This is a genomic window from Williamsia serinedens (assembly GCF_024171725.1).
In the GTDB taxonomy this organism is placed as follows: Bacteria; Actinomycetota; Actinomycetes; order Mycobacteriales; family Mycobacteriaceae; genus Williamsia_A; species Williamsia_A serinedens.
In genome coordinates, this window is sequence record NZ_JAMTCG010000001.1 from 585,165 (window position 1) to 611,020 (window position 25,856).

Genomic DNA, 25,856 nt, shown 5'->3' on the forward strand with positions numbered 1-25,856 from the left:
CGGGTCCGTGTGCGTCAGGCGTGCGCGCCGCTGCGTTCGCCGAGTGTCACCGGCATCGACGAATAGCCCTGCAGCACACGGGTGTCGCGGCGGACGGGCCGTCCGGCCTCCCGCAGGTCGGGATACCGGTCGAACAGGGCACGCAGACCCACCTCGGTCTCGGCGCGAGCGAGCGCCGCACCGAGACAGAAGTGTCGTCCCCCGGAGAACGAGTGGTGCTTGTTCGCGTTGGGGCGGGTGACGTCGAACCGGTCGGGGTCGGCGAAGACCGCCGGGTCACGGTTGGCGCCCGCCAGCACCAGGACGATGAGTTCGCCGCGGTCGAAGGACACCTCGCCGACGGTGGTGGGTCGCACCGCCGAGCGGGCGGTGAGCTGGACCGGTGAACGCAGACGCAGCATCTCGTCGGCGGCGTTGGGCCACAACGACGGGTCGTCCCGCAGCAGCACAAGCTGATCGGGATGGTGTGTCAACAGGTCGATCCCGCTGCCGAGGATGTTCACCGTGGTCTCGAAACCGGCGGCGAGCACGAGTCCCGCGATCCCGCGCAGTTCCTCCTCGGTGAGCGACACCCCGTTGTCCGTGGCGGTGATGAGCTGGCTCATCAGGTCGTCACCGGGGGAGCGGCGCAATGTCGCGAGGTGGTCGGCGAGCCACTCGTTGAACCCCTCGATGCCGTGCTCCACCCGACGGAACTGTCCCCACGGGAGCCCGAGATCCAGGCTGGGGGCGGCGAGTTCGCCGAAGTGCAGCACCTGGTCGCGCTCGGACTCCGGGACGCCGAGGATGTCGCCGATCACGGTCACCGGGAGCTTGGCGCAGTAGCGCTCCACGATGTCGACGGTCCCGGTGGTCCCGTCGAGGTCGTCGAGGAGTCGCCGCGCGGTGTCCTCGACGTTCTCCCGCATCGCCGCGACGGCACGCGCGGTGAACACCGACGAGACCATCTTCCGGTAACTGGTGTGCTCGGGCGGTTCGGTGGCGAGCAGCGACGGGGGACGGAGTGGGTGCAGCGCGGTCGAGCGGGTGCGCCGTTCGATCGCCCCGAGCGGCCCGGGGAGTCGGGACCCGAGGATGATCGTGCGGAAGTCGTCGGACCGCAGCACCTCGTGCACGACCGCGTGGTCGACGGTGACAGCGGCGAGTCTTCCCTGGACGACGGGGCCGCGCGCACGGATGTCGGCGAACAGGCCCGTCGGGTCCTCGCGGACCCCGGGGTCACCGATGAGGCGCGCCTGCAGGTCCCCCGCGGCCGCCGCGCGACCCGCCAGCAGCCGCAGGAAGCCGTGCATCACGAACCATCGCAGCATCAGTCTCATCGTCGGATCCCGTCGGTCGTCGTGGATGAGGTCGTCGCGCTCGTCGCCATGATGCCCCAGGATGACGGTGCGGTCATTCGTCGAACCCACGACATCGGAGGAACGGGATGCGGGCCATGGTGGCGGACTACCGGGCGTGGCGGGCACTGGGTCCGGGCGGCCTCCCAGCCAACCCCCTCGGCTGGGCGGCCACGACCGCGCTCGGGAGGCTGGGTCGCGACACCCTGAGTGTCGCAGGTGATCCCGCGCCGTCCCCGGACCTGTCCCTGCCCGACCGGGGAGCCCGCCCGGCGATGGCCCCGTACCCGGTGCCGCACCGACAACTCGACCAGATCCCGGACGCCTCGATCGTCGACGACCTCGTCGCCCGGGTGGATGCGCTCGGCCGCGAGAGCGGGAACCGGCTCGCGCGCAGCCGGTTCGAACGCCACCACGACGCCGTGGTCGTCGACGACCCGCTGTCGCCGTGGGCTCGCCGTTCCGGCGGCGAGGTCGCCCACGTCCACCCGGGTCAGGGATCGCTGCACGTCGTCGCGGCGCCGTCCGACGTCGCGACGATCGTCGGTGCGCGATGGGGTGAGCGGCATCCGCTCGCCGGCCGACCGCTGCTCCGACTGCCCGACGGGTACCTCTTCCTCTACGCACCGCGTGACGCGTCCGAACTCGACACCGTGGTGCGGATCGTCGAACGCGTGGTCGCGACCGCCCGCTGACCGCATCGTCACCGCGGCGTGCTCGCGGTCGACGGAGCCCCGACGCGGTTGCTCACCGATCCGATGCGGTCGATGGACAGCGTCACCGTCTGGCCGGGTCTGATCCACCGGTCGATCTCCAGGCCCGACCCCGAGGGCAGGGTGCCGGAGGTGGCGAGCTCGCCGGGGCCGATCTCCTCCCCGCGGGAGGCGTAGGACAGCCAGTCGCCGGGTGACCACCGCATCCCGGCCGTCGACGTCGAGGCCCAGGTCTCGCCGTCCACGACGACGGACGCGTCGAGGTCGTCGAGGTGGGGCAGGATCTCGTCGGGGGTCACCATCACCGCGCCCATGGTGCTGGCGAAGGTCTTCGTCTTCACGACCGGGCCGAACGAGCTTCGGCGGTGCTCGTCCCACTGGACGTCGCGGGCGCTCACGTCGTTGAACACGACGAAGCCGCCGATGGCCGCGGTCGCCTGCGCCGGGGTCGCGTCGCGGATCGGGTGGTCCACGACGACGCCGAACTCCAGCTCGTAGTCGAGCAGGTCGGTGTAGTCGGGCCAGGGGATCTCGTCGCCGTCGGCGCGGATGGTCCGGTGGTTGCCGGTGTAGTAGTCCGGATGGTCGCCGAAGGCCGCTCCCGGTCGCAGCGCGGGGAAGGTCCGGCGCCCGACGGTCTCGTAGGCGCGGATGAACGGCCATGCCGCGCGCAGGTTCCGGCGCACCAGGCTGTGGGCCGCCTGTACCCAGTGCTTCTCCCACCCGAGGAAACATCGCAGAGACGTGACGTCGACGGGGAGCGCCGGCGCCGGGGTGACCATCGCGACCTGTTCGCCGACCGCACGGTCGGCGAGACGCTGCGCCATGTCCCGCCCGCGTTCACGGGCGGCGAGGAGGTCGACCAGGTCCTGCGTCAGCGGCCCGCGCACCGACCGGTCGAACACGGCCGCCGCCGCGTCGAGGTCGACCCACGTGTCGCTCGGACCGTGGTGGACGGCGACCACTCGACGGTCACCGTCGCAGATCCGTCGGACACGCATCGTGCGACCTCCCACGCCGTCGGCGGTGAGCGGCGCCCACCGTCCTCACCGAATCTACAGGCGTTGAGGAACCGGGGTCAGTCCTCCTGCACCTCGGCGGCGTGCGGGTACTCGTCGTCGTCCACGTCGACGACGAACTCCTGCTCGAGGACGTCACCTTCGGCACCCTCCGGGACCGGCTTGTCCGGGACGGAGTCCACGGGCAGAGCACCGGCGTCGGGATCGGTCGCATCGGGATCGATGGTCATCGTTCCTCCTTCCGTCGGGATTCCGGCCGACCAGGGTAACGACCTCCGACGGGGTCCGTCATCCACCGACAGAGGTCGCGCGGCGCCGCCGCGCCGGCAGGCTCAGACGCCGGCCGCTGCGCTGTTGATCTCGTCGAGCGTGCTCGTGGCCTCGAGGTACTCCTGCACCCAGCGTTCGATCACGGCCGAGGTCTTCTCGACCTTGCGGAACTGGCCGACGACCTGTCCGACCGGGTTGAACGCGACGTCGACGGTCTGATCCGGGTACTTGTGCGTCGCCGCGACGGCCATGCCGGAGACCATGTACTGCAGGGGCATGCCGAGCGGGTCGGGGTTCTCCGGCTTCTCCCAGGCCTCGGTCCAGTCGTTCCTCAGCATGCGACACGGCTTGCCCGTGAACGACCGGCTGCGCACGGTGTCCCGGCTCGACGCGTCGATGTAGGCCTGCTGCTGTCGGGCCGTGTTCGCCGACTCCTCGACGATCAGCCACTGCGACCCCGACCACGCGCCCTGTGTGCCGAGCGCGAGCGCCGCCGCGATCTGCTGCCCACTGCCGATGCCACCGGCGGCGAGCACGGGGATGGGTGCGACCTCCTTGACCACCTGCGGCCACAGCACGATCGAGCCGACCTCCCCGCAGTGGCCGCCGCCCTCACCGCCCTGCGCGATGATGATGTCCACACCGGCGTCGGCGTGCTTGCGCGCCTGATACGGGGAGCCGCACAGGGCTGCGACCTTGCGACCGGTCGCCTGGATCCGCTCGATCATGTCCACCGGTGGGGTGCCCAGCGCGTTCGCGATCAGCCGCACCTTGTCGTGCTGCAGGGCGATGTCGACCTGCGGTGTCGCGGTGGCCTCGGTCCACCCCAGCAGTTGCAGGCTGTTGTCGTCACCCTCGGCGAGCGGGACACCGTGGTCGGTGAGCAACCTGCGGCCGAACTCGAGGGTCTCCTGCGGGACCATCGACCGCAGCATCTCCGCGAGTTCGTCCCCCGACAGGTTCGAGTCCATCCCCTCGTACTTGCTGGGGATCACGATGTCCACGCCGTACGGACGGTCGCCGATGTGCTCGTCGATCCACCGCAACTCGACCTCGAGCTCCTCGGGCGTGTACCCGACGGCACCGAGCACGCCGAAGCCGCCGGCCTTGCTGACCGCGACGACGACGTCGCGGCAGTGGGTGAACGCGAAGATCGGGTACTCGATCCCCAGGGTGTCGCAGAGCGGTGTGTGCACGGTCGTCCTCTCGGGCCAAAGCTAGAACGTGTTCTAGTTTAGGTCACGGCGGCCGGCGACGGAACCCGACCGGACGTCAGCGCAGGGTGCGGGCGAACAACGCCTCGAGTTCGGCGAACGACCGCTCCGCGCCCGCCTCCTGGTACATCGAGGTGTCGGCCATCGAATAGCCGTGTGGAGCGTCGGGGTAGATCTCGTTGGTCGCCGTGAGACCCGCGTCGGAGAGCGCGCGGCCGAGTTCGGCGACCGCCTCCGGGGGCATCGACGAGTCGTTGTCGGCGTGGCCGAAGACGAACTCCGCCGTGGCCGAGGCCAGCTGTCGATGCGGGCTGGAGGGATCGTCGGTCACGAGGCCGCCGCCGTGGAACCCGGCAGCCGCAGCGACCACCTCCGGGTGCCGCGCGGCGAAGAACGTCGCGACCCGCGCGCCCATGCAGTACCCGACACATCCGATCGTCGAGCCCGTCACGCCGTCGAGGCTCTGCACCGCCGTCCGGTAGGCATCGAGGTCACCGGCGAGGTCCTGGCGGAACAGCGAGCCCACCCGCGGCATCGCGGTCGCGAAGAACGCGTCGCGCGCGCCGTCGACACGGAGGTCGTCGTGCGGGCGCACGTCGTCGACGGCGCCGTCGCGGTAGAAGAGATTGGGGGTGAGGACGACGTATCCCCAGGACGCGATGCGTTCGGCCATCTCGATCAGCGTCGGCCGGACCCCGATCGCGTCCATGAAGAGGACCACCCCGGGCCCGGACCCCGTCTGCGGTCGAGCGATGTGGGCCTCGGTGTCCCCGTCACCCGCGGGGATCGTCGTGAGCAGCATGCCTCGACGGTAGCGCCGCCACGCCGGAGCAGGGTGCGACCGAGCATTTCCGAAGGGTGGGTAAAGTGCTCCCTCGGCGGTATAGGAGCTCGGCGCCGGTGATTCTTCTTTGCATGCGAAGGAACAGCCGTTGGCAGACTCAGCCCATCCGACATCCGGTGTGCAGCCGGAGGTCCCGCCGACCGCGGGTGCATTCCGATACGTCCTCGCCGACTCCCGGTGGGAGTTGTCGGCGTCCCTGACTGCGCTGCTCGACGGCGCCGGGGCCCCGCGCGAGGACGAAACCTCCGCCCCCACAACGCCGGTCGACAGCACCGCCGGACCGTTGGACACCGCGGACATCCGTGCGGCGATGGAACGGCTCGCGGCCGCCGGACGCCCGAGCGCGACGCGACATCGGATCACCGACCGGGCGAACGTGCCTCGGCACGTGGTGATCGTGGGTGACCGCGTCACCACCGACGACGGCGCCGTCGTGGGTGTGTCGGGGTACGTGGTCGACGTCACCACCGTGTTCGACGAGGCGTTGGAGAACCTCGACGCCGAGGTCAGCGACTTCGTGGAGCACCGCTCGGTGATCGAGCAGGCGAAGGGGATGATGATGCTGGCCTACGGATTCGGCGACCGTCACGCCTACGACGTGCTGGCGTGGCGCTCCCAGCACACGAACACCAAGGTCCGGGTCCTCGCCGCCGCCGTCGTGCGGGATGTCCCGTCGTCGGTGACCCTCGGCGACTCCGACCGGGCCGCCTTCGACAACATCCTGCTGACCGCACACGAGAACGACTGACCACCCTCGGCGAGGACGTCAGCCTGCCGACTCCGCCTCGCGCAGTGCGTTCTTGCGGACCTTGCCGGTCGACGTCCGAGGGAGCGCGTCGGTGAAGACGATCTCGCGGGGCGCCTTGAACGCGGCCAGCCGCGCCCGGACGTGCGCGACGAGGGTGTCGGAGTCGACCGACGCGTCCTCGCGTGTCACGACGAACGCCTTGGGCCGCTCACCCCACTTCTCGTCGGGCACACCGATGACCACGACGTCGGCGACGTCGGGGTGGGATGCGAGGGCCTGTTCGACCTCGATGGTCGAGATGTTCTCGCCCCCGGAGATCACGATGTCCTTGGCGCGGTCGAGCAGCTGGACGTAGCCGTCGGGGTGCATGACCCCGAGGTCGCCCGAGTGGAACCAACCACCGGCGAACGCCTCGGCCGTCGCGTCGATGTCGTCGAGGTACCCCTTCATCACCCCGTTGCCACGCATGACGATCTCGCCCATCTCGACCCCGTCGGGCTCGACGTCGACGAGTGTCCCGTCGTCGGCCGTCTCACGCCGGACCACACGCATCCGATCGGCCGTGATCATCCCGGCGCCCTGCCGCGCCATCTGGACGTTCAGTTCGTCGGCGGTCAGCGACGACCACTCGTCGCGCGGCTCGCAGATCGAGTACGGCCCGTAGGTCTCGGTCAGCCCGTACACGTGGACGAGGGTGGCGCCGAGGTCGCGGATCTGGCCCACCACCGTGGGACTCGGTGGGGCACCGGCGGTCACGACGGTCAGCGGCCGGTCGAGGTGGTGGGCATGCGGGGCGGTCGCGAGGGTGGTGAGGACGGTCGGCGCACCGCACAGGTGGTCGATCCGCTCGTCGTCGACCAGTCGCCAGATCGCGTCGCCGCGCACCGCGCGCAGGCACACATGTGTCGCTGCCGCGGCGGTCACGGCCCAGGTGGTGCACCACCCGTTGCAGTGGAACATCGGCAGCGTCCACAGGTACCGACTCCCGTGGACGAATCCCTGGTGGTGCATCTCGCCGAGCGCGTTCAGGTACGCACCGCGGTGGGTGTACATGACGCCTTTGGGTCGTCCGGTGGTGCCGGAGGTGTAGTTCACCGTGATGGTGGCGGTCTCGTCCTCGACCTCCCACGCCAGACGCTCGTCGGTCGCGCGGTCGAGGAACTCCTCGTGGCCCGTGTCGAGGTCGACGACCTCGGACACGGTGAGGTCGACACCGTCGAGCGCGGCCAGGAGATCGCTGTCGCCGAACAGGATCCGCGACGAGGAGTGTTCGCAGATGTATGCGACCTCCTGCGGTGAGAGGCGGGTGTTGACCGCGACGAGGACCGCACCGGCCAGCGGCACCCCGAAGTGCGCGACGAGGAGTTCGAGTCGGTTGGTCGCGAGGAACGCGACGCGCTCACCCGCCCCGACACCCGATGCGCGGATCGCCGATGCGAGGCGTTGCGCCGCGTCGGCCAGCTCCGAGTTCGTGATGCGGCGGTCGCCGTCGACCACGGCCTCCGCATCGGGGTGGACCTCGGCGGCTCGCTCGAGGAAGCGCAGGGGTGTGAGCGGCGTGTCCAGTCCGGCCATCCTGCGATGGTAGACCGGTCAGAGCAGGTGGCACCGGCGATATATCCGGCTCGCCGCCGGCGTCAGGAGACCGACCTCGTCGAGGAATTGCATGAGGTGCACACAGCTCCCGCGCAGCATCGCGTGGCGGTGCTCGTTGGCCAGCATCTCGCCGACGGCGCGCCGTCTGTCGAGTCCCGCGTCGGTGAATGCCTGCGGTCGGACGAGGTTGATGACGATCATCTCCGCACCCAGCGCGACGAGGACGGCGCTGCTCGCCCTGCGGAATCGGCCGGCGCCGACCATCGCCTCGCGCACCTGCTCGCGCGCGAAGCGCATGTGGCGGGACTCCTCGAGCACGTGCACCTCGTTGACCGTCTGGATGAGGGGCAGCACCCGCGGGTCGCCGAGCGATCCCCGCTGCAGCACGTCGAGGATCTCCTCGGCGACCAGGATGCCCGCATAGGCCACCTCGCCCCGGGCGACGTTCATGAACACCCGCCCCATCCGGGCCACCTTCGGCGACGGGTGGTACGACCGCCCGACGATGCGCTGCGAGGCGGCGGAGAACATGAGCGAGTGTCGGCACTCGTCGGCGATCTCGGTCATGGCGAACGTGAACTCGGGGGAGTGGGCCGCGACGGCTCGCTGGTCGCGTATCACCAACTGCTGCAGCATCATCTCGAACCACACGCAGATGGTCATCACCGACGCCATCTCGTGCCGGGTGAGTCGGACGCGCTGATCGTCGGTGAGCTCCTCCCAGTAGGCGGTGCCGTACAACGCCGACCACTCGGGACTGCACCCGTGCTTGTCCGGGTCGAGGGGAGCGGTCCAGTCGATCTCGGTCATCGCGTTGCGCGACGCCACCAGCGACGAGTCGACGAGACGCTGCGCGACCTCGTCCATCCCCGCGTCCACCCGACTGGGCGCCGGATCGGTCCCTGCCAGCGTCGTCATACATCGCTCCCATCGCCCACAGTGCCATTGGTTGATGTCATCGTAGCTGTGTCTGTGACCGATGGGAACAGACACTCACCGGAGCGCCGCGACCGGCGGGCAGCGGCACTACGGTGATCGCCGTGGACCGACCAGCCCGCGGATCCGACCTGACCACCGTCGACCTCCGTCGCGAGGTGCCGGGCTATTCGGCACGACGCGACCGGTTCTCACTCGTCGAGATCCCGCGTGTGCGCTGTCTGATGATCGACGGCCGCGGCGACCCCAACACGGAACCGGCCTACACCGACGCCGTGGCCACCCTCTACCCGATGGCCTACGCCCTGAGGTCACGCAGTCGCGACCGGCACGGGACGGATGTGCGGGTCATGCCGCTCGAGGCGCTGTGGTGGGCCGACGACCCGTCAGCGTTCACCACCCGGCGCGACAAGTCCCGGTGGCACTGGACCGTACTGATGCTCGTCGCGCCCTGGCTCGACGCCGACGACGTCGCGGCGGCGGCCGATGCGGTCGCGGCACGGGGCCGCGGCCTGCGACTCGCCGATCTGCGCCACGACGACCTCGACGAGGGGTTGGTGATGCAGACCCTGCACGTCGGCCCCTACGACGCCGAGGGTCCGGTTCTCGCGAGGATGCACGACGTGGAGATCCCGGAGCGCGGCCTGACGATGACCGGCCGCCACCACGAGATCTATCTCGGCGACCCGCGTCGGGCGGCCCCGGAGCGGCTGCGCACCATCCTGCGGCAACCGGTCCGGCCCGCGCCGTGACCGGTCAGCGACAGGTCGTCGGGGCCGGCTTGCCGTCGAACCGGTCCTGCAGCCACTGCAGCGCGGGGAAGAAGCCGATCGCCGCGGCGCTGAGATGTTCCGGGGCGGGCGTCGACAGCTGGAGCACGCGAGTCCCGGCGCTGCAGTACCGGGCCATCGTCTGGTTCAGGAACGCCACCGAGATCAGCGGGTCGGTCGGGGAGTGGAACTCGAGGATCGGCGCGGTCGGTGTCTCCGGCATGTAGCCGATCGAGTTGTCCCGCAACACCTTTCGCGTCGACGGGTCATTGAGCAGATCGAAGTTCGTCGCCAGCATCCGAGCCGTCTTGCCGAAACCGACGGTCAGGATCTCGTTGGTGCAGGCGTTCGCCATCTGGGCACGCGTCTGCAACCCCAGCCAATTCAGGTGCTTGCTGATCGGCAGTTCCTCCGGGTACTCACGCTCGAGGCCCAGTGCCGCCGCCATCGCCAGCCCGAACGCGGGATGCGTCTTCTCGGTGCCGATCGCCTGGGCCATCTGCTCGAGGTTCGTCGGTACGCCACCCTCGGCCGAGCCGACGAGGTTCACGTCCGGGGCGTACGTCGGTTGTTGCGCCGCGGCCGACGCGGTCGCCATCCCGCCACCGGAGTACCCGGACATGCCGACCCGGGACTTCTGCAGCCGCAGCGGAGCCCACCGTGTCGCGGCCCGGATCCCGTCGAGAATGACGTGACCGCTCTGGCGGACGGCGCCGTACGCCGAGCGCTCGCCGAGGTGATCGGGCACGGCGATCGCCCACCCGCGCAGCAACGCGAAGTTGAAGCCCCACGGGTCGACCGGGGACGCCGAGAAGTCCAGTGAGGTGTACACGCTGTGCGAGGCCTGACACCGCATCCCCAGGGCATTGGTGATCATCTGGTAGGAGAGCAGCGGCACGTTCGCGGGCCGGTTCAGCGGCGCCATCACGAGGGTCACACCCACCATCGGCGCGCCGTGGGAATCGGTTGTCTTGTAGCGGATCTGCCAGGTCTCCGACGGGACGACACGGAAGGGTTGGGGCTTGCGTTCGGCCCCGATCACGTCGCCGTCGCGCATCGCGGCGAGGTTCGCGGGATGGCGGTACAGCGGGCCGGGGTCGGAGTAGGACGGACCCAGCTCGGAGGCCGGGGGCAGCGGCGGCGTCGGGACGCCAGGCAGAGCCGGGAGCGCCGGCGCGGGTGGTGGCACCGGCGCGGCGATCGCCGTCGCCGAGCCGCAGATGACCAGTGCCGCAGCCGCGGTGACGACGATCGCCACCCGACGGACGCGGCGGAACCTCACAGGTAGCACTCGTTCCCCCCTCGATCGTGGCCGAGGCGGCCACCGGGGCGAGTGTGCGTTCAGTTGTGGCCGGTGCCACAACGGGAGTTGAGTTCGGTGATGTGTACCAGTCCCGGGCTCGTGCGGCGCATCATCGCAACAAGACGCTCATCGACACGTGGTCGGGGCCGGCTTGCCGTCGAACCTGTCCTGCAGCCACTGGAACGCAGGCAGGAAGCCCACCCCCGCCGCGCTCAGGTGCTCGGGCGCGGGTGTCGCCAACTGGTAGACGCGTGTCCCGGCGCGGCAGTAGCGGGCCATCGTCTGGTTCAGCGTTCCGACCGAGATGAGTGGATCGGTCGGCGAGTGGAACTCGAACACCGGCGCCGTCGGGGTCTCGGGCATGAACCCGATCGAGTTCTCCCGGAGGATCTGTCGCACATCCGGGTCCTTCAGCACGTCGAAGTTCCGTGCGAGCATGCGCGCTGTCTTGCCGAATCCGACCACCAGGATCTCGTTCGTGCAGGCGTTCGCCATCTGCGCACGGGTCTGCAACCCGAGCCAGTTCAGCTGTTTGCTGACCGGGAGCCGGTCGGGATACTCGCGTTCCAGACCGAGCGCCGCGGCCATGGCGAGACCGAATGCGGGGTGTCCGTTGTCGGTGCCGACGACCTCGGCCATCTGTTCGAGGTTGGTCGGCACGCCTCCCTCGACCGATCCGACGAGGTCGACGTCCGGTGCGTACGTCGGCTGTTGCGCGGCCGCGGACGCCGTGGCCATCCCGCCGCCCGAGTAGCCCGCGAGGGCGACCGGGGACTTCGCCAGTCCCAGCGGAGCCCACCGCGCGGATGCCGTCGAGTACGACGTGCCCGCTCATACGGACGGCCCCGTAGCTGGTCCGCTCACCGAGGTGATCGGGGATCGCTATCGCCCATCCCCGCAAGAGAGGAATGTTGAACCCGGGCGGGTCTGCCGGCGACGCCGAGAAGTCGAGCGGGTTGTACATCGCCTGCGACGGCTGGCACCGCATGCCGAGGGCGTTGGTGATCATCTGGTACGACAGCAGCGGAGTCTTCGCCGAGCGATGGAACGGGAGCATCACCAGGGTGACACCGACCATCGGGATGCCCTGCGAGTCCGTCGTCTTGTAGCGGATCTGCCAGGTCTCGACGGGCAGCACCCTCGGCGGGGCCGGCTTGCGGACGGCCCCGATGACATCGCCGTCGCGCATCGAGGCGAGGTTCGCAGGATGCCGGTACAGGGGGCCGGGATCCGAGTAGGACGGTCCGATCGACGACGCGGGCGGCAACGGGGGCGTCGCGACCCCCGGCAGCGCAGGCAACTGGGGGACCACCGGTTGTGCGGCGGCCGTGCCGCCGGCCATCAGGGCCACGACGAGGGCGACGATCAGCACCGAAGTGCCCCGCCGACCCGACAGGAGATGTGTCACGAGTCCCCCTGACGGCGCCCCGGTGCCGTCGACCTGGGTGATCTCTGTGTGAGATCACCATTACTCGAGGACCGTACAGTGAGAACCTCCATCCGGCTCGGCGAACTTTGGACTGTCCCACAACGGCATTACGGAGCGGACGCGGCGCAGACGAGAACACCCCGACGACAGAAGTCGTCGGGGTGCTCAGAGGAGATCGTTCAGCCGCGTACCGCCCGCGCCGCGAAGCCCGCGCCACGGATCACGTCACCGTTCACCGCGTAGAGGACATGCAGCGGGCCGGGGCCGGCGAGCCGGGCGCCGTTGCAGATGTTGTCGCCGGCGATGCAGTACCGCGCGGTGCGCGAGGTGAGTGCCGGCTGGACCACGACCGGCGGCGCACCGGCGTCGGCGAGGAACCGTGCCGACGGCGGCGCGAACAAGACGACCGCGGCGATCTTCTGCAGCAGCGCCGGCGCCAGCGGACGGGGGGTGTAGGTCCGGTACTCCGGTGGCAGGGTGACGCTGGGACTGACGGCGTACCCGGCGACGACAGCGCCCTGCGAGTAGCCGCCGAGGACGACCCGCGTGCCGGGGCAGGCCGAGGCCAGGAACGCGATCCGACGCTGAACGTCCTCGACCCCGGTGATGACGGAGCGTGCGGTACCGATGCGGTCGGTGAAGCTGGCCGACGCGGGGTAGTTCACGCCGTACTGCGCGACGGACCGGCCGGGCAGCTGCGATCGCAGCGACGCGAGGAACGCCGAACCCGTCAGGCCGACGGGCGGCGCCGGTTCGGCGGTCCCGCGGGCGAAGATCACCTCGACGTTCGAGCACGGCGCGGCGGAGGCGGGGGCTGCACCGGTGAGGACGACACCGGCGGTCGCCACCGCGACGCCGACGGACAGGGACGCGAGCAGTCGCTTGATCACGAAACGGATCGTACGGGACCCATCCCGCCCGGGGCAGCGGTCACCACGAGCCCGCCCGGGTTTCGGCCCGGGTCGGCCGCGGGTATCGCCGGTGCATGGAGAGAACGACATCCCGCACCGTTCTGATCACCGGTGCGTCGCGGGGGATCGGGGAGAGGACGGCACTGCGTTTCGCGGAGTCCGGGGCGCGCCTGGTGGTGGTCGCCCGCGGACGCGCCGCTTTGGAGGACGTGGCCGACCGCTGTCGCATCGCCGGGGCGCCCGACGTCCTCGTCCTCCCCGCGGACATCGGTGACCCCGATGCCGTGCGAGGCGTCTTCGACGCCGCGCTGGACCGCTTCGGCCATCTCGACGTGGTCGTACAGAACGCGTCCGTCGCCGCCTTCGGGCGTTTCACCGACATCCCCGCCCACGTGTTCGACGCCGTTCTGCGCGTGAACGTCCTCGGGGCGGCGAGTGTCTGTCGAGAGGCACTGCAGCATTTCCGGGAGCGCGGGCGCGGCAGCCTCGTCGTCGTCGGATCCCTCCTGGGCCACGCCGCCGTGCCGTTGATGTCGCCTTATGTGATGAGCAAGTTCGCCGTCACCGCTCTGGTCCGGATCCTTCGCCAGGAGACGCGCGCCGACCGGGACATCACCATGCACGGCATCTGGCCCGGAGCGGTCGACACGGCGATCTACCCGTTGTCGGCCAACTACTCCGGACGGCTCGCGCGCGTGCTCCCGCTGAACGACCCACCCGACAAGATGGCACGCGCGATCGTGGACATCTCGTCCCGACGCAGTCGCGACCGGCAGGTGGGTCTGGCCAACCGGCCGATGCTGCTGGGATACCGCCTGCTGCCGTGGGCGTTCGACGTCATGGTCCGCCCGATGATGGGCGTCCTGAGCTTCACGCGCGATCGACTCGACCCGACTCCCGGCAACGTCGAGGCACCGACAGACGTCCCCGCCGTCGCACGGGGGCACGCGCCCCGCTGAGGCGCGTCACGTTCCCCGACGAACCGGACACGACGTTTCCGGGTGCCCGACACCGGGCATCCACCGACACGACCGACCCGTCCCACGAAAGCGAGATCATGGCACGCGCAACGATCTTCCATCAGCTCCACGACCTGGGCGCCGCAGCCTGGTTCGGCGGCACCCTCGCCAACGCTGTGGCACTGAACCCCGCGGCTGCGAGTGCCGGCCGTCCGGAGGCCGTGGGGGCGGTCACGAACGCGGGGTGGGATCGGTGGACCCCCGTCAACGCCGCCGCGATCGGCGCGCACCTCGTCGGCGCCGCCGGCCTGATGAAACACGACGTCGGACGCGCACGGGTGCAGAAGGGGGTGCCGACGATGGCGATCACGAAGACGGCGCTGACAGCGGCGGCGCTCGGGGTCACCGGGTGGTCGCGGCTCCTGGGCAGCACCGTGTCCGACCACGGTGCCGTGCCCGCCGCCGGCGGCACCGAGCCGTCCTCGTCCACCCCGGCCGACGTCGCGTCGGCGCAGCGGATGCTCGCCCGACTGCAGTGGGCCGTCCCGGCACTGACGGGCGCGATCGTGGCCATCGGGTCGTTCGCGGCGGAACAGTACCGACCCGAGGAGGTCGGACGGGGCCTGGTGCAGCGCATCGTCGGCTGACACGAACGGGTCCCGCGGGCTGCACGCACCCGCGGGACCCGAACGGGGGATCAGACCTCGACCGGCACCGTCCGCTGCGGCATCGCCTGTGCCGCGCACCCTCCCGCGGCGATCAGACCCATCATCACGACGAACGCCAGACGGTAGCCCGCCTCGAGACCGTGGTCCTCCGCGACGGAGCTGTAGACCGTCCCGACGACCGCCGCTCCGAGCGCGACCGACAGCGCCTGGGCGGTCGTGAACACGCCGGACGCGGCGCCGGCGAGGCGTACCGGAACGTCGTGCAGGACAAGCAGTCCCGACGAACCGACGATGGCCCCGAAGCCGAGACCGGCGACGACCAGCGCGACCGCGAACCACAGACCCGGGTGCGCCGACCCTTCTGCGACCACCATCAGCGCCATCCCGAGCACCAGCACCGCCGCGCCCACCTGCAGGACGTGCTTCCCGATCCGCGCGGCGAGGACCGTCGCCGCCAGGCCCGCGGACACCGGCACCGCGAGCGAGAACGGGATCCACATCAGACCGGTGTGCAGAACCGACCAGCCGAGAGCGGCCTGGACGTGCAGTGACTGGACGAGGAAGTAGCCGCCGACGGGAACCGTGAGGAGCGCGAACGCACCGATGCCGCGAGCGAACGACGGTGCCGTGAACAGCGCCGGCGGCACCATCGCCTCGACACCCGAGCGGGCGAGAGAGGTCTGACGCCGCGCGAACGCCGACAGGCCCAGCGCACCGACGGCCATGAGGACGAAACCCCAGACAGGCCAGTCGTTCTCGGGCCCGAGCGTGATCGGCACCAACACCGCGGCCAGAGAGGCCGCGAGGAGCACGGCCGAACCGATCGTGATGGGGGAGTGCCGTTCCGCACGTGTCTCGGGGATGAAGGCCAGGGCCGCCGCGATCGCGATCGCGGCCAACGGGACGTTGATCAGGAAGATCGGTCGCCAACCGAGGCCGTACCAGTCACCGCTCGTGATCACCGCGCCGAGCACCGGTCCGACGACCGCGGCCAGTCCGATCACCGAGGTGAACATGCCCATCGCACGCCCGCGCTCGGCCGGCGGGTACAGCACCTGGATGTTGCTGAGCACCTGCGGGACCATCAACGCGGCGGCGGCTCCCTGGACGAGTCGGAACACCACCAGCTCGGCCGGTCCGCCGGCCAGGCCGCAGGCCAGCGAGGCGAGCCCGAAGGCCGCGAGCCCGATGACGAATATCTTCTTGCGGCCCACGTTGTCACCGAGACGGGCGCCGAGGACGAGTCCCACTGCGTACGCGAGTGGGTAACCCGCCACCACCCACTGAAGGCTCGCGGTCGAGGCGCCGAGATCCTCCTGCAGAGTCCGCAACGCCACGTTCACCACCGTCGCGTCCATGAGTTCCATGAAAGAGGCCGCGAGCAGGCAGATGAGCGCGATGGTGCGCGCACGGCCCGTCGGGAACGAGGTGGTCGGGGCCGGCGACGTCGGGTCGTCGCGAACCGGGTCGATCGATGCTGTGGTCATCGGGTTCTCCTGTCGTGTGGGGCGAACGTCGATGACGCTAGGAATCAATCAGGACAGGTTCGGTCCTCTGCTCCCGGGCGTCGGCGGATCTCGTCGTCGGCGCCTCAGGCCGCGACCGCCTCCTCGCGACCGGAGACCGCTCGGTGCAGCAGGGCCCCCACGACGCCGCCGACGAGCGGGAAGACGATGAACACCCAGAGATGCCCCAGAGCGGTTCGGCCGGCGAAGAGCGCGGGCCCCAACGACCGGGCAGGGTTGACCGACGTCGAGTCGATGCCGATCGCGACGAGATGCGCGACGACGAGGGTGGCGCCGATGGCCACGCCCGCACCCGCCGGGGTGGCGATGGAGTCGGTGGCCGCGAACACCACGAACACGAGGACGGCGGTCAGCACGATCTCGATCACCGCCACCGGGAGCAGCCCGTATCCGCCGGTCGACTGCGCCCCGTAACCGTTGGTGCCGAGACCGTCGACGTCGACCGAGTACCCGGGTCGGCCGGATGCCACGAGCAGCACGACCGCCGCTCCGACGATCGCGCCGATGACCTGCGCGACAACGTACCCGACCGCCGTCACCGGACTGATGCGGCGACGGATGGCCATGGCGAGGGTGATCGCCGGGTTCACGTGGCACCCGGAGATCGGTCCGATCGCATAGACCAGGGCGGCCAGCGTGAGTCCGAAGGCGAGAGCGATACCGATGGTGCCCACCGTCTTGCCGGCGAGAACCGCGGTGCCCACACCGCCGATGACGAGGACCGCTGTCCCGATCGCCTCGGCGAGGACGGGCGTCAGCAGCTGGGTCCGACTCTGCGTGTCTGTCATGGGATCCACCTCTTCCTGTCGACCGGACTTCTCCCGGATCGACGATGTAGTCGCAGCACGCATGCGGTTCCGCACCCATCTCGGCGATGTGATCTGTGCCACACGCGGCGACGGGTGCGGGGGTCGTTGCCGCGCCGGTGGATCACGGGCAGTGTGGTGCCATGACCGACACCACACACGTCACCGTCGAGCGCACGATCGAGGCGCCCGTCGATGCCGTCTTCGACGTCCTGTCCAACCCGGAGCGCCACCAGGAGCTCGACGGCGCCGGCTTCATCCGCGGCGTCGACCACGCCGACCGCATCCAGAAAGTCGGCGACGTGTTCACCATGAACATGGAGGGTGACCACATGGGCGGCCAGTACCAGACCGACAACCACGTCACCGGCTACGCCAAGGACAAGCTGCTCGCGTGGAAGACCGCACCCGCCGGCACCGAGCCTCCGGGGTGGGAATGGGTGTGGGAGCTGGAGTCCCAGGGCCCGAACGAGACGCTGGTCCGGCACACCTACGACTGGTCGAAGGTGGAGGACAAGAAGCTGCTGGAGCAGGTCGGGTTCCCGTTGGTGACCGAGGCGCAGCTGCAGGACACCCTCGGCCGCCTCGCCGCCGCAGCGACGGCCTGACACCGCCCGTCACGCCCGTCCCCGCCGATGGCGGGGGCGGGCGTCGTCGCTCCGGTGTCAGATCTCGTCGGCGCGGACGAGTCGTCGTCGCACCGAGAGCAGTTGCATCTCAGGGCGACTCGCCGCGTGTCGCTCGATCCGGTCGAGGATCTCGGTGACATGCGCGCTGTCGGGTGCGACGACCGAGGCGCCGACCGTCGTGCGTCGATGGAGGTCGAGGTGGTCCACCTCGGCAGCCGAGACCGCGAACCGTCGTCGCATCTCGGCCACCACCGGACGCACCACCGACCGCTTTTCCTTGAGCGAGTGCACGTCACCGAGCAGGAAATCGACCTCGATCCATCCGATCCACATCGACGACGACGCTACGCCGTCGCCTCACCCCGCCACGACGTCGGCGGCAGTCGCCACCGCGCGGCGACCGACGGCGTCGGCGATCTCCTCCACTCGTGCCGCGAGTACCTCGCCGTCAGCGGTGTCCGACTCGTGCACGGTCGCGATGACGCCGGAGTTCATCCCGCAGTACCCGAGGACCCCGGTCTCGATCTGCGTCGTCATGGCAACGTCGTATCCGCGTCGACGGAACCCGTCGGCGTCCTCGCCGGCGACCATCACCATGTGCACCGTCAGGTGACCGAGCAGGCGTCGGAACGGCACGGCCCGGTCGTCGAAGGCCCAGCCGCGGACGAACACCCGGTCGACCCATCCCTTCAGCAACGCCGGCATCGACCGCCAGTAGACCGGGAACACCAGAACCAGGTCGTCCACACCGTCCAGACGCGCCTGTTCCGCGCGCACGTCCGCAGGAAGCGGCCCGGCGTCGCGGTACCGACGGCGGTCTGCGAGCGAGAACCGTGGATCGAATCCCTCCGCCGCGAGATCCGCGATCTGCGCCGCTTCCCCGCGGTCGTGGATGCTCGCCGCAACCGAACGGGCGACGTGGTGGGTCAGCGAGCCCGGATCGGGATGGGCGACGACGACGAGCGCGGTCATGACAGACGATCCCTTCGACGACTATCGTGTACCTCGAGTAGGTTACCAAACGTAGGTTACCCGCGGTACACAGGATCGAGGACCGATGGCTCGTGAACGGATGGCACGACCCGACCGCCGCCGGCACCTGATCGGGATCGCGTGGTCGATCGTGCGCGACCATGGTGCCGACGAGTTGACGTTGCCCCGACTCGCGGTCGAGGCCGACATCACGAAACCCGTTGTCTACAGTCATTTCCCCTCGCGCGCCGCGCTTCTCGCCGCCCTGTTCGAGGAGTACGACGAACGTCAGGTCGTCGCGCTCCAGGACGCCGTCGACCACGCCGGTTCGACCCTGACTGCACGAGCCGAGGCGGTCGCCGCGTCCTTCGTGGACTGCGTCGTCGGACAGGGGCGTGAACTGGTCGGCGTGACCGCGGCACTCGAGGGAACCGCGGAACTCGCCGAGGTCAAGCGCAACTCGGACGCCGCCTACGCCGAACAGGTGACGTCGATCCTCGCCGGCGCCCGGGGCGGCGCCGCGCTCCCACCGGCGAGCCTGACGGGGATCCTCGGGGCCGCAGAGGCTCTCGGCGCCGCTGCGGCGGCCGGGGAGATGGACCGCGACACCGCCGTCGACGAGCTCACGTCCGTGATCGAGTCGACGGTGGCGCGACGCCGTCCTCGATCACGACGGTAGGTCCGACGCCCTCGGCGCTGCGTATCCTCGACCACACCATGGGTCAGGTGATCGTCGTCGCGGTGATGCTCGTCCTCGTCGTGGCCGTGCTGCATCGCCGCTACGTCCGGTCGGCCCGTCTCCCGCGCGCCGTGGCGGTCGCGGTGGACGGGGTCATCGGCGTCGGCACGACTCTGGCAGTCGTCGGCGTCCTGTCGGGGCGCGCTCTCGATCCCGTGTGGGCGCGGTGGCCCGCCCTCCTGGGCTGGACCTGGATGGCGGCGGTCCTGTACCTGGTCCTCGGAACCGTGCTGGTCGGCGTGCTGACGCTCACGATGCGGTCCGTCGCCGGCCTGCGAGAGCGCGACTCGACCGCAGCGCGACTGCGGGTCCACCGGATCGGGTCCGCCACCGTCGCGGTCATCTCGTTCGTGACGGTGGGCTACGGACTGGCCGAGGCGGCAGACCCCCGCGTCACCCGGACGACGGTCACGCTGGATCGACTTCCGTCCGAGTTCGACGGTGTGCGTGTGGCTCTCGTGTCCGATCTGCACGCAGGGCCCGCGCGGGGTGCCTCGTTCGTGCAAAAGGTGGTGGACGAGATCCGCGGACAGTCACCCGACATGATCGTGCTCGCCGGAGACCTCACCGACGGGACCGTCGAGCTGGTGGGCGGGGACCTGGCGCCGCTGCGTGATCTGTCCGCACCGCTGGGTGTGTTCGCGGTGAGCGGCAATCACGAGTTCTACGCCGACGACGGCGGCCGGTGGCTGGACCTGTGGAGCGATCTCGGTGTGACCGTCCTGCGCAACGAGCGCCGCTCGGTGGAGCGAGGCGGCGCGAGCATCGACGTCGTCGGGATCAACGACGCCACCGCACCCGCCCCGTATCAGCCGGACCTGGACCGCGCCCTGGCCGGGCGTGACCCGGACCGACTCGCGTTCCTCGTCGCGCATCAACCGCGCCAGGCGTTCGAGGCATCGGAGAGGGGAGTGGATCTCCAGGTGTCCGGGCACACGCACGCGGGACAGATCTGGCCGATCCGGTACCTCGTCCCGCTGCAACAACCGACCGTCGAGGGGCTCGACAGGGTCGGTTCCACGGCGGTCTACACGAGCCGGGGCGCCGGGGCCTGGGGCCCACCCGTGCGTGTCGGGGCGCCTCCCGAGGTCGCGGTGCTGGAACTGCGGGCCGCCTGATCGCCACCTCCGGCCGCCCGCCGCGACACAATGGTGCGATGAGTGACGCCAGCAAGCCGGAACACGACGACGACGAGAAGGAACAGCCGGCACCGGGTCCGGCCGATCACGGCGGCAGTGGCGGGATGGCCACCCGCGAGCTCGACGCGCACGACGACGAGACGGACTGAGTCGCATGCAGATCGGCATCGACAACTTCGTCTCCGCGGTCGTCGAGTACGACACGGGCCGCGAGATCGGCGCTCGCCAGCGCGTCGCACACCTGCTCGAGGAGGTCGAGCTCGCCGACCGTTCGGGCGTCGACGTCTACGGGATCGGCGAACACCACCGCGCCGAGTTCTACGACTCGGCGCCGACCGTCCTGCTGGGCGCGGCCGCCGCGCGCACCGAACGCATCCGGTTGACCAGCGCGGTGTCGGTGCTGTCCGCCGACGACCCGGTGCGCCTGCACCAGCAGTTCGCCACCATCGACCTGATCTCGGGCGGCCGCGCGGAGATGGTGGTCGGCAGAGGCTCGTTCACCGAGGCGTTCCCGTTGTTCGGCCTCGATCTGCAGGACTACGACTCCCTGTTCGCCGCGAAGCTGGACCTTCTCTTGCGGATCCGTGAGAACCCGTCGTCGGTGACATGGAGCGGCGCCCACCGGCCGTCGCTGCGCGGCCAGGGCGTCCATCCGATGCCGGTGCAGGACCCGATCCCGATGTGGCTCGGTGTGGGTGGGAGCCCCGAATCGTTCATCCGGGCGGGCATGCTCGGGCTGCCGCTGATGGTCGCGATCATCGGCGGCGAGCCGCGACGCTTCCGTCCGCTCGTCGACCTCTACCGCCAGGCCGGCGAACGGTCGGGGTTCGACCCGTCACAGCTCCCGGTGGGGGTCCATGCACCCGGCCTCGTCGCCGACACCGACGACGAGGCCGTCGCCGCTGCCTATCCCGGCTGGGCCGACCTGTTCGGCCGCATCGGTCGGGAGCGCGGTTTCGGCGCACCGGGTCGCGCGGAGTTCGACGCGATGGCCGGACCACACGGCGCCATGTTCGTCGGGTCGCCGCAGACGGTGGCCGAGAAGATCGCCCGTGTGTCCGACGACCTGGGCGGGCTCGCCCGGCTGACCGTCCAGATGACGAACACCAAGCTCCCGCACGACGCGATGCTGCGCGGTATCGAGTTGCTGGGATCCGAGGTGGCACCCCACGTGCGACAGGGTCGCTGAGTCGTCGCACTAGGATGGCGTCGTCGGGGCTGACGAGGTGCCTCGCGTCTCAGGATGGGGCACATGGGCTTTCAGCAGTTACAGGACATCGTCGACGACGCCCGGGCGAACGGGCAGTACGTCGAGGGGTCGGCGAACGCGACCGAGCTCGCCGCGCTGACGTCCCTGGCGAGCACTCCGGGGATCCGACGCGTCGTCGAGATCGGGTTCAACGCAGGGTTCTCCAGCCATGCCTTCCTCAGTGCACACCCCGACATCGTCGTCACCTCGTTCGATCTCGGGGAGCACAGCTACGGTTCGCGGGCGAAAGCCCAGATCGACCAGGATTTCCCCGGCCGACACACCCTGATCACCGGTGACTCGCTCACGACTGTGCCGGCGTTCGCCGAGGCACATCCGGGCGAGACGTTCGACCTGATCTTCATCGACGGCGGCCACTCCTACGAGGTCGCGAGCGCCGACATCCGCAACATGGCTCGCGTCGCCGACAGCGACACCGTCGTGGTGATCGACGACCTCCTTCCGCACAGGCTGTGGGGGGAAGGTGTCATCAAGGCCTGGGACGAGGCGATCGCGACGGGCGTCGTCGCGCAGACCACGCTCTACGCCGACGGGGCCGAGGTCGACGTCGTCGGACCCGACGCCGCTCGCGCCTGGGCCGTGGGTCGGTACCTCTGACCGCGTCGAGCGGCCGCGACCGTCTGCTTGGATGACCGGGTGGAGTCGGTGGTCGAGCGGTATCTCGCGCGGATCGAGTCCGGCTGCCTGCCACTGGGGGCGGGTGTCGTCGCCGACTACATCCCCGAACTGGCACGGGTGGACCCCGACCGGTTCGCGGTCTCGCTGGTGGTCCACGACGGGCACATCTACTCGGTGGGCGACAGCGACACCCAGTTCACCATCCAGTCCATCTCGAAGGCGCTGACCTACGCGTTGGCCCTGCGCGAGTGCGGCGTCGACGTCGTCGACGCCACCATCGGGGTCGAGCCGTCCGGTGAGGCGTTCAACGAGATCAGCGTCGACCACTCGACGCGCAGACCGCGCAACCCGATGATCAACGCCGGCGCTCTCACCGCGGCAGCGCTCCTGATCCGTCCGGAGACGATGCCGACGGCGCCGACGACGCGGCAGGAGTGGGCCCCGCATCTCGACGCCGCGTTCGCACGCATCCTCGACTTCTACTCGGGCTGCGCCGGTCGGCAGCTGTCCATGGACGCTGCCGTCTATCGGTCCGAGATGGCGACGGGCTCACGCAACCGCGCCATCGCGTACATGCTCCAGAGCTTCGGCGTCTTCCCGCCGCATCCGCAGGCGACCGTCGATCTCTACGTGCGCCAGTGCTCGGTCCGCGTGACGTCGGACGACCTCGCGGTCATCGGCTCCACGTTCGCCAACGGAGGGGTGAACCCTCGGACCGGTCGACGCATGGTCGACGGGCAAATCGCGCGCCGCGTGCTCAGCGTCATGACCACCTGCGGGATGTACGACGGCGCGGGGGACTGGGTGACCAGCGTCGGCCTCCCCGCCAAGAGCGGTGTCGGCGGCGGGATCCTCGCGGTCCTTCCCGGGCAGCTCGGGATCGGTGTGTTCTCGCCGCGCCTCGACGAACACGGCAACAGCGTCCGAGGTGTCCGCGCCTGCCGACTGCTGTCGGAAGATCTCGGCCTGCACATGTTCACCGTCGCCCGCGAGAGCCGCGTGACCATCCGGTCGGTCTACGACGGACGCGAGCTGGAGTCGGCGGATCGTCAACGCACACCGCGCGAGGCGGGGTACCTCCGCGCGCATCGAGAACGCATCCGCGTCCTCGAACTGCAGGGCGACCTCACCTTCTCGGGCGTCGAAAGCGTTGTGCGCCGGGTCGAGTCGCTTCGCGAACGCGCCGACGTCATCGTGGTCGACCTGAGCCGCGTCGGTGTCGTCGACGACGTCTCCCGCAGACTGCTCGTCGCAGTGTTGCGCGCCCGCGGCGATCACGCGCCGCAATGGGTCGTCGTCGACCCCGACGGCGTCCTGTCGCGCTCGTCGAGCAGTCGGCGCACCGCTGCCGACGATTCCATCGATGACGGTGACGCCGTCATCACGTCGTCGATCGCCGAGGCCGCGATGGCCGCAGAGGACGTGGTGATCGCTCGCGCGGACGCACCTCTGTCCGAACCACGGCACCCTCACCCCGCGAGCCCCCATACTGAGGGCAGCCCGGCCCAGTGACGCACCGGCCACGGTGTGGTGCTGGTCGGGGAGACCGCAGATGACCGTGACCGGAAGGACGTTCCCATGAGCACCACCGCAGCAGCCGTCGAGGTCCTGGCGGAGCGATCGACCACCACCACCAGCGTCGGCGTCATCGGCTACATCATCATCGGTGGTCTCGCGGGATGGGTCGCCAGCAAGATCATGGGCACCGACAAGCAGATGGGCATCGGGCTCAACATCGTCGTCGGCGTCATCGGCGCGTTCCTCGGTGGATTCCTGCTGAGCTTCGCTTTCGACACCGCGAGCGGCGGATGGTTCTTCACGTTCCTGACCGCGCTCCTGGGCTCGGTCATCCTGCTCTACATCGTGAAACTGGTCCGGCGCTAGCAGCGTTCGGAACGCTCACGCCTTGACACCGCGCGAGTCGGTGAGGGTGAGTGCCCCGAATCCGGCGATGACACCGACGACGACCGCCAGTACGCCGTAGGTGATGCGCTCGCCGTGGAAGAACGAGTCGACGAGCGCGGAACCCCATGCACCGGAGGGCAGTTGCGCGGTCACCAGCACCGCGATGGCCGTACCGACGACGGCGGTCCCGACGCTGGTGCCGACCTCCTGCGCGGTGTCGTTGAGCGCCGTGCCCATCGACGTGCGGTTGGCGGGCATGGCGTCGACGAGAGCGACGGCGCAGACCGTCATCACGGTCCGTAGACCGATCGTCATCAGGACCATCGACACCGCGATCACCGCGTAGCCGTGCGCGACGCCCCAGGACAGGCCCGCCAACGACAGCGCGAGGAAGCCGGCGCCGATGAGGCAGGCGAAGCGGTGGCCGAACCTCTCGACGAGCTTCTCGGAGAGCGGTGACGCGCCCAGCATCGTCACGATGATCGGGAGGTTGGCCAGGCCGGCGCGCACCGGACTCCACCCGTACGCGTACTGGAAGTGCAGGATCAGGCCGAACATGACGGCCGCCATGGCGATCGAGGTGCCCACCTGGGCGATCGCGGCGCCGCGCACGGTCCCGTTCGCGAACAGTCGCAGGTCGAGCATGGGCGCGACGCTGCGTCGTTCGTGCCACACGAAGGTTGCCGCGGCCACGATCGCGCCGACGATGGACATCAGGGTGACCGGGGAGCTCCACCCGTTGTCGACGCCGCTGGTGAGCGACCAGCACGCCAACCCGATCGTGACGATGCTCATCAGCGCCCCCGGGATGTCGAGGCGGTCGGCGGTGAGGCCGTCCCGGCGATCCGCGGCGACACCCCAGTACACGCCGAGACCTGCGATCAGTGCGATCGGCGCGTTGACGACGAGGAGCCACTCCCACCGGATGTGCGCCAGCGCGGTCCCGCCGAGGAGCGGCCCGAGGACGAACCCGGCCATGCCGACGGTGATCATCACGGTCATCGCGCGCATGCGCAGCGTCTTGTCGTCGAACAGGCGGAAGACGAGGGAGTTCGTGATCGGGGCCATCGCGGCCGCGGCCACACCGAGCGCGGCGCGCAGGGCGATCAACTCGCTCGTCGAGTCGACGGCCAGCACGGCGAGGCTGAGGACACCGAACGCGGCGAGACCCACCAGCAGCACGCGACGTCGGCCGAACCGGTCCGCGATGGAACCGGCGGTGAGCAACAACCCGCCGAAGGTGAGGGAGTAGGCACCGGTGACCCACTGCAGGTCGGTGGTGCCGCCGCCCAGTGCGCGACCGATGGTCGGCAGGGCGATGGACAGGAGGGTGTTGTCGACCATCTCGACGAAGAACGCCAGACAGAGGGCGGCGAGCGGGATCCACGCCGAAGCCAACGACGTGTAGGTACGGGTGGCGGTCTCCGGGGACGCAGCCGGGGCGAGGCTCATGAGGTCTCCTCTCGGGTGGGGGTTCGAGAGGACGCTAGGAAGCGCGGCTGTCGTCCCGCTGTCGCGCGCTGTCGCCCACCTGT

At 70.0% G+C, this 25,856-nt stretch carries 29 protein-coding genes and 1 pseudogene; 14 read left to right on the forward strand and 16 right to left on the reverse strand.

Going from position 1 to position 25,856, the window contains the following annotated elements:
- Positions 1 to 14 precede the first annotated feature (14 nt).
- Positions 15 to 1,319, reverse strand: coding sequence for a cytochrome P450 (locus tag LX12_RS02655; protein ID WP_253653172.1), 1,305 nt, complete (start codon positions 1,317 to 1,319; stop codon positions 15 to 17).
- Between the two features lie 107 nt (positions 1,320 to 1,426).
- Here LX12_RS02655 and LX12_RS02660 point away from each other — a divergent pair, with 107 nt between their 5' ends.
- Positions 1,427 to 2,032, forward strand: coding sequence for a luciferase domain-containing protein (locus LX12_RS02660; RefSeq protein ID WP_253652925.1), 606 nt, complete (start codon positions 1,427 to 1,429; stop codon positions 2,030 to 2,032).
- A gap of 8 nt (positions 2,033 to 2,040) precedes the next feature.
- On the opposite strand, the gene LX12_RS02665 is transcribed toward LX12_RS02660, so the two are convergent.
- The 4 genes from LX12_RS02665 to LX12_RS02680 form a co-directional block, all read right to left on the reverse strand.
- Positions 2,041 to 3,051, reverse strand: a complete 1,011-nt coding sequence (locus tag LX12_RS02665; protein WP_253652926.1) for a fumarylacetoacetate hydrolase family protein — start codon at positions 3,049 to 3,051, stop codon at positions 2,041 to 2,043.
- A 77-nt stretch (positions 3,052 to 3,128) separates the two neighbouring features.
- On the reverse strand, positions 3,129 to 3,299 hold the full coding sequence (locus LX12_RS02670; RefSeq protein ID WP_253652927.1) for a hypothetical protein: 171 nt from the start codon (positions 3,297 to 3,299) through the stop codon (positions 3,129 to 3,131).
- A 102-nt stretch (positions 3,300 to 3,401) separates the two neighbouring features.
- The gene (locus tag LX12_RS02675; protein WP_253652928.1) at positions 3,402 to 4,535 is read right to left on the reverse strand and encodes a nitronate monooxygenase; all 1,134 of its coding nucleotides are present in this window, start codon (positions 4,533 to 4,535) and stop codon (positions 3,402 to 3,404) included.
- A 76-nt stretch (positions 4,536 to 4,611) separates the two neighbouring features.
- Positions 4,612 to 5,355 carry a dienelactone hydrolase family protein gene (locus LX12_RS02680; protein ID WP_253652929.1) on the reverse strand — a complete coding sequence of 248 codons (744 nt, stop codon included), beginning with the start codon at positions 5,353 to 5,355 and terminating at the stop codon, positions 4,612 to 4,614.
- 130 nt (positions 5,356 to 5,485) lie between these two features.
- On the opposite strand from LX12_RS02680, the gene LX12_RS02685 reads away from it, so the two are divergent.
- Positions 5,486 to 6,145, forward strand: a complete 660-nt coding sequence (locus LX12_RS02685) for an ANTAR domain-containing protein (protein ID WP_253652930.1) — start codon at positions 5,486 to 5,488, stop codon at positions 6,143 to 6,145.
- Positions 6,146 to 6,163: 18 nt separating this feature from the next.
- Here the strand turns inward: LX12_RS02685 and LX12_RS02690 are convergent, their stop codons facing one another.
- Both LX12_RS02690 and LX12_RS02695 read right to left on the reverse strand, forming a co-directional pair.
- On the reverse strand, positions 6,164 to 7,720 hold the full coding sequence (locus tag LX12_RS02690) for an AMP-binding protein (RefSeq protein WP_253652931.1): 1,557 nt from the start codon (positions 7,718 to 7,720) through the stop codon (positions 6,164 to 6,166).
- Between the two features lie 18 nt (positions 7,721 to 7,738).
- The gene (locus LX12_RS02695) at positions 7,739 to 8,659 is read right to left on the reverse strand and encodes an AurF N-oxygenase family protein (protein WP_253652932.1); all 921 of its coding nucleotides are present in this window, start codon (positions 8,657 to 8,659) and stop codon (positions 7,739 to 7,741) included.
- Positions 8,660 to 8,781: 122 nt separating this feature from the next.
- On the opposite strand from LX12_RS02695, the gene LX12_RS02700 reads away from it, so the two are divergent.
- Positions 8,782 to 9,429 (forward strand): GyrI-like domain-containing protein, encoded by a 648-nt coding sequence (locus LX12_RS02700; RefSeq protein ID WP_253652933.1) that lies wholly within the window; start codon positions 8,782 to 8,784, stop codon positions 9,427 to 9,429.
- Positions 9,430 to 9,433: 4 nt separating this feature from the next.
- On the opposite strand, the gene LX12_RS02705 is transcribed toward LX12_RS02700, so the two are convergent.
- The 3 genes and pseudogenes from LX12_RS02705 to LX12_RS02715 all read right to left on the reverse strand — a co-directional run.
- Positions 9,434 to 10,729, reverse strand: coding sequence for a lipase family protein (locus tag LX12_RS02705; protein WP_253652934.1), 1,296 nt, complete (start codon positions 10,727 to 10,729; stop codon positions 9,434 to 9,436).
- Between the two features lie 147 nt (positions 10,730 to 10,876).
- The gene (locus LX12_RS02710; protein WP_253652935.1) at positions 10,877 to 11,488 is read right to left on the reverse strand and encodes a lipase family protein; all 612 of its coding nucleotides are present in this window, start codon (positions 11,486 to 11,488) and stop codon (positions 10,877 to 10,879) included.
- A gap of 109 nt (positions 11,489 to 11,597) precedes the next feature.
- Positions 11,598 to 11,714: pseudogene (locus LX12_RS02715) on the reverse strand (hypothetical protein); the annotation flags it as partial.
- On the opposite strand from LX12_RS02715, the gene LX12_RS02720 reads away from it, so the two are divergent.
- Positions 11,659 to 11,859 carry a hypothetical protein gene (locus tag LX12_RS02720; protein WP_253652936.1) on the forward strand — a complete coding sequence of 67 codons (201 nt, stop codon included), beginning with the start codon at positions 11,659 to 11,661 and terminating at the stop codon, positions 11,857 to 11,859. The pseudogene LX12_RS02715 and the gene LX12_RS02720 sit on opposite strands and share 56 nt — an antisense overlap.
- 499 nt (positions 11,860 to 12,358) lie before the next feature.
- On the opposite strand, the gene LX12_RS02725 is transcribed toward LX12_RS02720, so the two are convergent.
- Entirely contained in the window at positions 12,359 to 13,069 is a 711-nt protein-coding gene (locus tag LX12_RS02725; protein ID WP_253652937.1) for a cutinase family protein, read from the reverse strand.
- 95 nt (positions 13,070 to 13,164) lie between these two features.
- Here LX12_RS02725 and LX12_RS02730 point away from each other — a divergent pair, with 95 nt between their 5' ends.
- On the forward strand, positions 13,165 to 14,049 hold the full coding sequence (locus tag LX12_RS02730; protein WP_253652938.1) for an SDR family NAD(P)-dependent oxidoreductase: 885 nt from the start codon (positions 13,165 to 13,167) through the stop codon (positions 14,047 to 14,049).
- Between the two features lie 98 nt (positions 14,050 to 14,147).
- Complete coding sequence (locus LX12_RS02735) at positions 14,148 to 14,696, forward strand: hypothetical protein (RefSeq protein ID WP_253652939.1); 549 nt, start codon at positions 14,148 to 14,150, stop codon at positions 14,694 to 14,696.
- A 50-nt stretch (positions 14,697 to 14,746) separates the two neighbouring features.
- On the opposite strand, the gene LX12_RS02740 is transcribed toward LX12_RS02735, so the two are convergent.
- A complete protein-coding gene (locus LX12_RS02740; protein ID WP_253652940.1) occupies positions 14,747 to 16,204 on the reverse strand; it encodes an MFS transporter in 1,458 nt (485 codons plus the stop codon).
- A 104-nt stretch (positions 16,205 to 16,308) separates the two neighbouring features.
- Positions 16,309 to 17,031 (reverse strand): aquaporin, encoded by a 723-nt coding sequence (locus tag LX12_RS02745; RefSeq protein ID WP_253652941.1) that lies wholly within the window; start codon positions 17,029 to 17,031, stop codon positions 16,309 to 16,311.
- A 161-nt stretch (positions 17,032 to 17,192) separates the two neighbouring features.
- Here LX12_RS02745 and LX12_RS02750 point away from each other — a divergent pair, with 161 nt between their 5' ends.
- A complete protein-coding gene (locus LX12_RS02750; protein ID WP_253652942.1) occupies positions 17,193 to 17,657 on the forward strand; it encodes an SRPBCC family protein in 465 nt (154 codons plus the stop codon).
- Between the two features lie 57 nt (positions 17,658 to 17,714).
- Here LX12_RS02750 and LX12_RS02755 read toward each other — a convergent pair whose 3' ends face one another.
- On the reverse strand, positions 17,715 to 18,011 hold the full coding sequence (locus LX12_RS02755) for a DUF503 domain-containing protein (RefSeq protein ID WP_253652943.1): 297 nt from the start codon (positions 18,009 to 18,011) through the stop codon (positions 17,715 to 17,717).
- Positions 18,012 to 18,035: 24 nt separating this feature from the next.
- Positions 18,036 to 18,650, reverse strand: coding sequence for an NAD(P)H-dependent oxidoreductase (locus tag LX12_RS02760; RefSeq protein ID WP_253652944.1), 615 nt, complete (start codon positions 18,648 to 18,650; stop codon positions 18,036 to 18,038).
- A gap of 100 nt (positions 18,651 to 18,750) precedes the next feature.
- Here LX12_RS02760 and LX12_RS02765 point away from each other — a divergent pair, with 100 nt between their 5' ends.
- From LX12_RS02765 to LX12_RS02790, 7 genes are all read left to right on the forward strand, one after another.
- The gene (locus LX12_RS02765; protein WP_253652945.1) at positions 18,751 to 19,329 is read left to right on the forward strand and encodes a TetR/AcrR family transcriptional regulator; all 579 of its coding nucleotides are present in this window, start codon (positions 18,751 to 18,753) and stop codon (positions 19,327 to 19,329) included.
- A 38-nt stretch (positions 19,330 to 19,367) separates the two neighbouring features.
- Positions 19,368 to 20,507, forward strand: coding sequence for a metallophosphoesterase (locus LX12_RS02770; RefSeq protein ID WP_253652946.1), 1,140 nt, complete (start codon positions 19,368 to 19,370; stop codon positions 20,505 to 20,507).
- Positions 20,508 to 20,545: 38 nt separating this feature from the next.
- Positions 20,546 to 20,677 (forward strand): hypothetical protein, encoded by a 132-nt coding sequence (locus LX12_RS21870; RefSeq protein ID WP_301284038.1) that lies wholly within the window; start codon positions 20,546 to 20,548, stop codon positions 20,675 to 20,677.
- A gap of 5 nt (positions 20,678 to 20,682) precedes the next feature.
- Entirely contained in the window at positions 20,683 to 21,717 is a 1,035-nt protein-coding gene (locus tag LX12_RS02775) for an LLM class flavin-dependent oxidoreductase (RefSeq protein WP_253652947.1), read from the forward strand.
- A 63-nt stretch (positions 21,718 to 21,780) separates the two neighbouring features.
- Entirely contained in the window at positions 21,781 to 22,395 is a 615-nt protein-coding gene (locus tag LX12_RS02780; RefSeq protein WP_253652948.1) for a class I SAM-dependent methyltransferase, read from the forward strand.
- A gap of 39 nt (positions 22,396 to 22,434) precedes the next feature.
- Positions 22,435 to 23,928, forward strand: coding sequence for a glutaminase A (glsA, locus tag LX12_RS02785; RefSeq protein WP_253652949.1), 1,494 nt, complete (start codon positions 22,435 to 22,437; stop codon positions 23,926 to 23,928).
- 66 nt (positions 23,929 to 23,994) lie between these two features.
- A complete protein-coding gene (locus tag LX12_RS02790) occupies positions 23,995 to 24,300 on the forward strand; it encodes a GlsB/YeaQ/YmgE family stress response membrane protein (protein WP_253652950.1) in 306 nt (101 codons plus the stop codon).
- Between the two features lie 15 nt (positions 24,301 to 24,315).
- Here LX12_RS02790 and LX12_RS02795 read toward each other — a convergent pair whose 3' ends face one another.
- Positions 24,316 to 25,773 carry an MFS transporter gene (locus LX12_RS02795; RefSeq protein WP_253652951.1) on the reverse strand — a complete coding sequence of 486 codons (1,458 nt, stop codon included), beginning with the start codon at positions 25,771 to 25,773 and terminating at the stop codon, positions 24,316 to 24,318.
- Between the last annotated feature and the right edge of the window lie 83 nt (positions 25,774 to 25,856).

What these genes read in the sequence shown, in the direction of transcription:
- LX12_RS02655 (WP_253653172.1), bottom strand. Translation starts at nt 1,319, where the DNA reads ATGAGACTGATGCTGCGATGGTTCGTGATGCACGGCTTCCTGCGGCTG.
- LX12_RS02660 (WP_253652925.1), top strand. Translation starts at nt 1,427, where the DNA reads ATGCGGGCCATGGTGGCGGACTACCGGGCGTGGCGGGCACTGGGTCCG.
- LX12_RS02665 (WP_253652926.1), bottom strand. Translation starts at nt 3,051, where the DNA reads ATGCGTGTCCGACGGATCTGCGACGGTGACCGTCGAGTGGTCGCCGTC.
- LX12_RS02670 (WP_253652927.1), bottom strand. Translation starts at nt 3,299, where the DNA reads ATGACCATCGATCCCGATGCGACCGATCCCGACGCCGGTGCTCTGCCC.
- LX12_RS02680 (WP_253652929.1), bottom strand. Translation starts at nt 5,355, where the DNA reads ATGCTGCTCACGACGATCCCCGCGGGTGACGGGGACACCGAGGCCCAC.
- LX12_RS02690 (WP_253652931.1), bottom strand. Translation starts at nt 7,720, where the DNA reads ATGGCCGGACTGGACACGCCGCTCACACCCCTGCGCTTCCTCGAGCGA.
- LX12_RS02695 (WP_253652932.1), bottom strand. Translation starts at nt 8,659, where the DNA reads ATGACGACGCTGGCAGGGACCGATCCGGCGCCCAGTCGGGTGGACGCG.
- LX12_RS02710 (WP_253652935.1), bottom strand. Translation starts at nt 11,488, where the DNA reads ATGGCCACGGCGTCCGCGGCCGCGCAACAGCCGACGTACGCACCGGAC.
- LX12_RS02720 (WP_253652936.1), top strand. Translation starts at nt 11,659, where the DNA reads ATGTTGAACCCGGGCGGGTCTGCCGGCGACGCCGAGAAGTCGAGCGGG.
- LX12_RS02730 (WP_253652938.1), top strand. Translation starts at nt 13,165, where the DNA reads ATGGAGAGAACGACATCCCGCACCGTTCTGATCACCGGTGCGTCGCGG.
- LX12_RS02735 (WP_253652939.1), top strand. Translation starts at nt 14,148, where the DNA reads ATGGCACGCGCAACGATCTTCCATCAGCTCCACGACCTGGGCGCCGCA.
- LX12_RS02740 (WP_253652940.1), bottom strand. Translation starts at nt 16,204, where the DNA reads ATGACCACAGCATCGATCGACCCGGTTCGCGACGACCCGACGTCGCCG.
- LX12_RS02745 (WP_253652941.1), bottom strand. Translation starts at nt 17,031, where the DNA reads ATGACAGACACGCAGAGTCGGACCCAGCTGCTGACGCCCGTCCTCGCC.
- LX12_RS02750 (WP_253652942.1), top strand. Translation starts at nt 17,193, where the DNA reads ATGACCGACACCACACACGTCACCGTCGAGCGCACGATCGAGGCGCCC.
- LX12_RS02755 (WP_253652943.1), bottom strand. Translation starts at nt 18,011, where the DNA reads ATGTGGATCGGATGGATCGAGGTCGATTTCCTGCTCGGTGACGTGCAC.
- LX12_RS02760 (WP_253652944.1), bottom strand. Translation starts at nt 18,650, where the DNA reads ATGACCGCGCTCGTCGTCGTCGCCCATCCCGATCCGGGCTCGCTGACC.
- LX12_RS02765 (WP_253652945.1), top strand. Translation starts at nt 18,751, where the DNA reads ATGGCACGACCCGACCGCCGCCGGCACCTGATCGGGATCGCGTGGTCG.
- LX12_RS02770 (WP_253652946.1), top strand. Translation starts at nt 19,368, where the DNA reads ATGGGTCAGGTGATCGTCGTCGCGGTGATGCTCGTCCTCGTCGTGGCC.
- LX12_RS21870 (WP_301284038.1), top strand. Translation starts at nt 20,546, where the DNA reads ATGAGTGACGCCAGCAAGCCGGAACACGACGACGACGAGAAGGAACAG.
- LX12_RS02775 (WP_253652947.1), top strand. Translation starts at nt 20,683, where the DNA reads ATGCAGATCGGCATCGACAACTTCGTCTCCGCGGTCGTCGAGTACGAC.
- LX12_RS02780 (WP_253652948.1), top strand. Translation starts at nt 21,781, where the DNA reads ATGGGCTTTCAGCAGTTACAGGACATCGTCGACGACGCCCGGGCGAAC.
- LX12_RS02790 (WP_253652950.1), top strand. Translation starts at nt 23,995, where the DNA reads ATGAGCACCACCGCAGCAGCCGTCGAGGTCCTGGCGGAGCGATCGACC.
- LX12_RS02795 (WP_253652951.1), bottom strand. Translation starts at nt 25,773, where the DNA reads ATGAGCCTCGCCCCGGCTGCGTCCCCGGAGACCGCCACCCGTACCTAC.